This window comes from Phytoactinopolyspora endophytica, assembly GCF_004138495.1.
In the GTDB taxonomy this organism is placed as follows: Bacteria; Actinomycetota; Actinomycetes; order Jiangellales; family Jiangellaceae; genus Phytoactinopolyspora; species Phytoactinopolyspora endophytica.
The window spans coordinates 27,957-33,360 of record NZ_ML142878.1 but is presented as its reverse complement, the minus strand read 5'-3'; the positions used below and the strand labels follow the sequence as shown (position 1 = coordinate 33,360).

Here is a 5,404-nt window from a genome sequence, read left to right as displayed (position 1 = left end):
TTCACAACCATCTGCGCGAGGAACTGAAGAAGATCAAGGACGCCGTGAACCAGGTCGCGGCCGGGCAGAACAACCCGTCCGCAGCGCGCTCGTTGATCAATCAGATGACGATGCGCCAGAACTACTGGGCGCTGGGAAGCTTCTGTGCTTCCTATTGCCGTCTGCTCACCGTCCACCACGTCAATGAGGACGATGAACTGTTCGCCGAGCTGAAGGACGCGGACGGATCACTCAGCCCGGTGATCGAGCGCCTGGCGGCCGAGCACGAAGTGATCGCAGCGGTGCTGACCAGGCTGGACGCCGCACTGGTGGACATGGTCGAGGACGTCGGCAAGCTGGCCGAGGTCCGAGCGCTGGTCGATCTACTCGACGACGTTCTGCTGAGCCATCTGGCCTACGAAGAGGAAGAGGTCGTCGAGCCTCTCGGCCGGCTGAACGTCGGCGGAAGCTAACATACGTATGCACACGCCCGGGTTCCCCCGACGGTGCCGGATGTCATACTGCACGTACCGGCACAATCGCTACGGCTGAGGAGCTCCAGGGCGTCCTACGTCGGGTCTACGAGATCGGCGGTGTGATGCGCACCCAGTCCATGGAAGTCCCCGAGATGGGGATCGGCCAGTGTGGAGTCTTGCGCTCGACGAGAGTGCCCCAGGATGTCCGGTCCCAGCGTGGCAGAGATGCCTGAAACGCCGCCCGGTGGCTCCACTTCCGCGTCGATGCGCGGATCGGATGGACTGCTCGCCACCAAGCTGTACGTGCCACGGCCACCGCCAGGCTTCATACCCCGGCAGCGGCTGGCCGACCAGCTGGAAGAGGGTTTGTCAAGAACGCTCTCACTGCTCTGCGCGCCGGCGGGATCCGGCAAGACCGCGTTACTGGCGGACTGGTGCCGGCGACGAGAGCAGGCCGTGGCGTGGCTGTCGTTGGACGCCGGCGACAACGACCCGGCCAGGTTCTGGCGACACGTCGCGGCCGCGTTGGACCGGGTACGCCCAGGCATTGCGGACCACGTCGCTCCGCTGCTGGCTGCGACGACGACGTTCCGGGACCTGGCGGCAGCGGTCGTCAACGCGTTCGCGGCCGAACCTGCCGATGTCGTGCTGGTCCTCGACGACTATCACGTGATCGACGCCGAAGAGGTGTATGACTCCATACGGTTCCTCATCGAGCACCGACCGGCCGGACTGCACATCGTGCTGTCCAGTCGCGCCGATCCGTCGTTGCCGCTGGCCCGACTACGCGCCGCGGGCCAGCTGACCGAGATACGCGCCGTCGAACTGCGGTTCACGGTGCAGGAGACGGCGGCGCTGCTACGGGAGGCACTCGGATCGGACATGCACGCAGACACGGTCGCGGCGTTGACCGCACGCACCGAGGGCTGGGCGGTCGGGCTGCAGCTCGCAGCGCTGTCGCTGCGCGACGAACCCGACACGGCAGGGTTCGTCGAAACATTCTCCGGTAGCCACCGCTACGTGCTCGACTACTTGGCCGAAGAGGTACTGGCGCACCAACCGGCGCACGTGCAGGACTTTCTGCTGGAGACCTCCGTGCTGGAGCGGCTGTCCGGATCCTTATGTGACGCGGTCACCGGCCGCGGCGACAGCCAGGTGACGCTGGAGCAGATCGAGCGGGCGAACCTCTTCTTGGTGCCGTTGGACGAGAAGCGTGGCTGGTGGCGCTACCACCATCTGTTCGCCGATCTGCTCCGCGCTCGCCTGCCGCAGCGCCAGCCCGGCCGGGTCGACGTGCTGCACCGCAATGCCGCGTCGTGGTACGACGAGCACGGCCTGGCCGACGATGCGGTACGGCACGCAATGGCCGCCGGAGACTCGGCTTGGGCAGCCAGGCTCGTCGAGCGGTACTTCGACGAGCATTACCTGTCCAGCGAACGAGCGACGGTTCAGCGGTGGATCGCGACGCTACCACCGAGGTTGGTGGCCTCACGGCCGCGATTACATCTGGCGCAGGCGGCATTGCACGTCGTCGGCGGCCGGGTGAAAGACGTGGAGAACGCGCTCCACGATGCCGAACGAGTTCTCCACACTGTCGAGGACGAGCCGTTCGAGCCATCGGTCGGCAGCACGGCGAGCCGGCTGGCCAACATGCCGGCAGCGATCGCGGTCGGCGGCGCCTACGTCGCGCATCTGCGCGGCGATGAAGAAGCGACGATAGCCTTCTCTTCGCGGGCTCTCGACGAGCTGAGCGATGGCGAGTGGATGCTCGAAGGACTCGCTCACTCAACTCTGGCTATCGCCGAATGGCTAGGGGGCCGCCTCCAGGAGGCGGAGCGGGCCGTCGCTTCCATCATCGATTGGTGGCAGTCGGCCGGCGACCAAGACTTGATCGCCTTGACCTCGTCCTACCTTGGGCGCATTCAGTCGGCCCAGGGCCGCCTGGACTCTGCGCTGCAGACGTACCATCGCACGCTCGAGGTGGCCGAGATGTCGGGGCGGCCCGCCCAGCCCGCCATTGGTGTGGCGTATGCAGGGACGGCCGCGGTGGCCTACCAGCGCGGCGAATTCGACAACGCCATGCAACACCTCGATCTGGGTCTCCCCCTGTGCCGCCAGTTCGTCTATACCCTTCCGCTGGCTATCGGCCTGGTGACGCTGGCCTGGATCAAGCAGGCCCAGGGCGACGCCGCCGGCGCACGACGTGCCATGGAGGAGGCCGAGCGGCTCACCGACCCGACCGTGGCCGACCTGTTCAACCCGGTCCCTGCACAGCGAGCTCGGTTGTCACTCGCCCAGGGCGACGCAGGCTGGGCCGCGAGGTGGACCGTCGAACGCGGCCTGAGCCATGACGATGAACTGTCGTTCGCCCGTGAGCCGGCGTACCTCGTTCTGGCACGCGTGCTGCTCGCCCAGCACGAACCCGGCCGGGCCTTGCACCTGTTGGAACGCATGCATGCGCTCGCACTCGAGCAGGACCGGGTCGGCAGCGTGATCGAGATTCAGGCGCTGCGGGCCCTGGCGCTGACCGCTACCGGAAACGACGACGCGGCGGTGCCCACGTTGGCCGACGCACTCATTCTTGCCCAACCGCAGGGTCACATCCGGGTGTTCGTCGACGAGGGTGAACCCATGGCCGTCCTGCTCGGCCGGCTGATCGCCACCCAACGAACCGGGCATGCCGTCGTAGCGGGTGTCCCGGTGGGATTCCTGGGCCTGCTGATGCGGGCCTTCGAAGCGCGCACCGGCAGCGAACCTCCCCATGCTGTCCCGGGTGGGTCGAACGTCCCAGGTCTCGTCACACAGCTCAGCGCCCGGGAGGTGGAGGTACTGCAGCTGCTGGTGGCAGGCAAGCAGAACCGGGACATCGCGGCCGAGCTCTATCTGGCCGTGAACACGGTCAAGAAGCACGTCACCCACATCCTCGACAAGCTGGGCGCCGCCAACCGCACCGATGCTTCAGCACGCGCCCGCGAACTGGGCCTACTCAGTACGCCCAGGTCATAGCACCAATCGTCGGACCGCCCGGTCACCCGCTGACGGTCGCCGTCTCCGGTACGGCGGGAGGCTCGGTGGCGATTCGGAGGGCGGCGACCAGTTCCTGGTAGAGCTCGTCGGACTGGAGCAACTCCTCGTGACTACCGACGGCACGGACGCGGCCGCTTTCGAGGACGACGATCTGGTCCGCGTCCATGACCGTCGAGAGCCGGTGCGCAATGGTCACCACGGCACCCCGCTCGGCCTGGCGGCGAATGCCCTGCGCCACGGCGGCCTCGGTGAGCCCGTCCAGCTGGGCCGTAACCTCGTCGAGCAGGAGAAGTTCGGGGTCCGCGACCAAAGCGCGGGCCAGGGCAATGCGCTGCCTCTCGCCGCCGGACAAGGTCGACGCCGAGACGTCGGTGTGCAGGCCGTCCGGCAACGCGCGTGCCCGCTCGTCCATCCGCACCTCCGCCAGCGCACGCCAGATGCGCGACTCGGGAGCATCGGGTGCGGCGTATGTGAGGTTCTCATAGAGCGTGCCGGGCACCAAGGGCGTGTCCTGCTCCACGTAGGCGATCCGGCTGCGCAGGTCATCAAGCGTCCAGCGGGCGAATGGCCGGCCGTCGAGATGGATCTCCCCGCTTTCCGGCCGGAAGAACTTCAGCAGGAGCGAGAAGACCGTGGTCTTGCCCGCTCCCGACGGCCCGACAATGGCGGTGTGCCCGTGTCGTGGGATGGTGATCGAGACCCCATCCAAGGCCGGTGCGGCGTCCGGCGCGTACCGGAAGCGGACCTCGTCGAGCACGAGCGCGTCGGCCACGTCGATGGGGCAGGCCTGCTCGGCGGGCAGGCTGCTCACGTCGTCCGTTTCCGTGGCCATCCCGCGGACCTCCGCGATCCGCGCCGCCGCCGCTAATCCCGACTGGATAGCCGTCAAGCTCATGGTCAGCAACGTCACCGGCATCATCAGCTGGAACGCGTAAAGAAGAAAGGCGATCAGGGCGCTCACCTCGAGCGCCCCCGTCGACACCCGCCAGGCGCCGAAGCCGAGCACCAGCATGATGGCCAGATTGATGCCGCCGCCCGTGATCGTCCACGCCACGGCCTCGATCTTGACCGCCCGGATGCCCTTGTGGCTGGAGCGTCGGGCGAAGTCGCCGATCCGTTCCGCCTCGCGCGCCTCGGCGCGGCTGGCCTTGACCGTCCGCAGCGCCCGCAGCACGCCCTCCAGGCGGCCACCCATCGAACCGACCTCAGCCTGCGCCTCCTGCTGCGCCTTGGCCAGGCTCGGCATGAGCAGGGCCGCAGCCGTTCCGACGATGATGATGACACCGATGGTGGTCAGCAGCAGCGGCAGATCCAGCACGGCCATGAGGACGAGTGCCCCGACCAGCCCGACGAACCCGTTCACACCGTTGACGATGCTCGACGTCGTCGCCTCGCGGATGAGCAGCGTGTCCGACGTGACGCGCGCCACCATCTCACCGCTGGAACGGCGGGCCAGCTCGGGAAGGCGCACGCCCAGCAGGTGGCGGATCATCCCGGTACGGGTGGCCAGGATGATGCGCTCGGCGAGAGTGCCCAGCAAGATCGCCTGAATGAGGCCGACCACCGTACCGGCGACCAGCAGGACCGCCAGGACGGTCACCGGTCCGCGCAGCGACGCCGACACCGCCAGGCCGTCCAGGACCGTCTTGGTGACCATGGGTGTGGCCAGCTCGGCTGCGGTCCCCAGCAGCCCGAGAAAGACACCGAGCACCAGCATGTCGCGGTGCGGCCTGGCGTAGGACCAGAGCAGGGAGATCTTCTGGCGCATGGACATCGCGGGGGTCTCACCGGGGTCAGGCGCTGTGGTCGGGGCGGCGTAGGACATCGGCTGACTCTCTGTTCAATCGACGGAGTGGCCATGGAGGCCATCGTGCAATCTCGCTATCGCATGATGACACATCAATGTCCCATTTTCAATCTCC

Annotated in this window: 3 protein-coding genes; 2 read left to right on the top strand and 1 reads right to left on the bottom strand. The window is 67.4% G+C overall.

Features of this window, described 5'->3' with window-relative positions:
- Both ELR45_RS36190 and ELR45_RS32935 read left to right on the top strand, forming a co-directional pair.
- Positions 1–452: hemerythrin domain-containing protein (locus ELR45_RS36190; protein ID WP_205857750.1), on the top strand; the 452-nt coding region annotated here is incomplete at its 5' end.
- A 228-nt stretch (positions 453–680) separates the two neighbouring features.
- Positions 681–3,461, top strand: coding sequence for a winged helix-turn-helix domain-containing protein (locus ELR45_RS32935; RefSeq protein WP_129670061.1), 2,781 nt, complete (start codon positions 681–683; stop codon positions 3,459–3,461).
- 22 nt (positions 3,462–3,483) lie between these two features.
- On the opposite strand, the gene ELR45_RS32930 is transcribed toward ELR45_RS32935, so the two are convergent.
- Positions 3,484–5,307, bottom strand: a complete 1,824-nt coding sequence (locus tag ELR45_RS32930) for an ABC transporter ATP-binding protein (protein WP_129670060.1) — start codon at positions 5,305–5,307, stop codon at positions 3,484–3,486.
- Positions 5,308–5,404 lie beyond the last annotated feature (97 nt).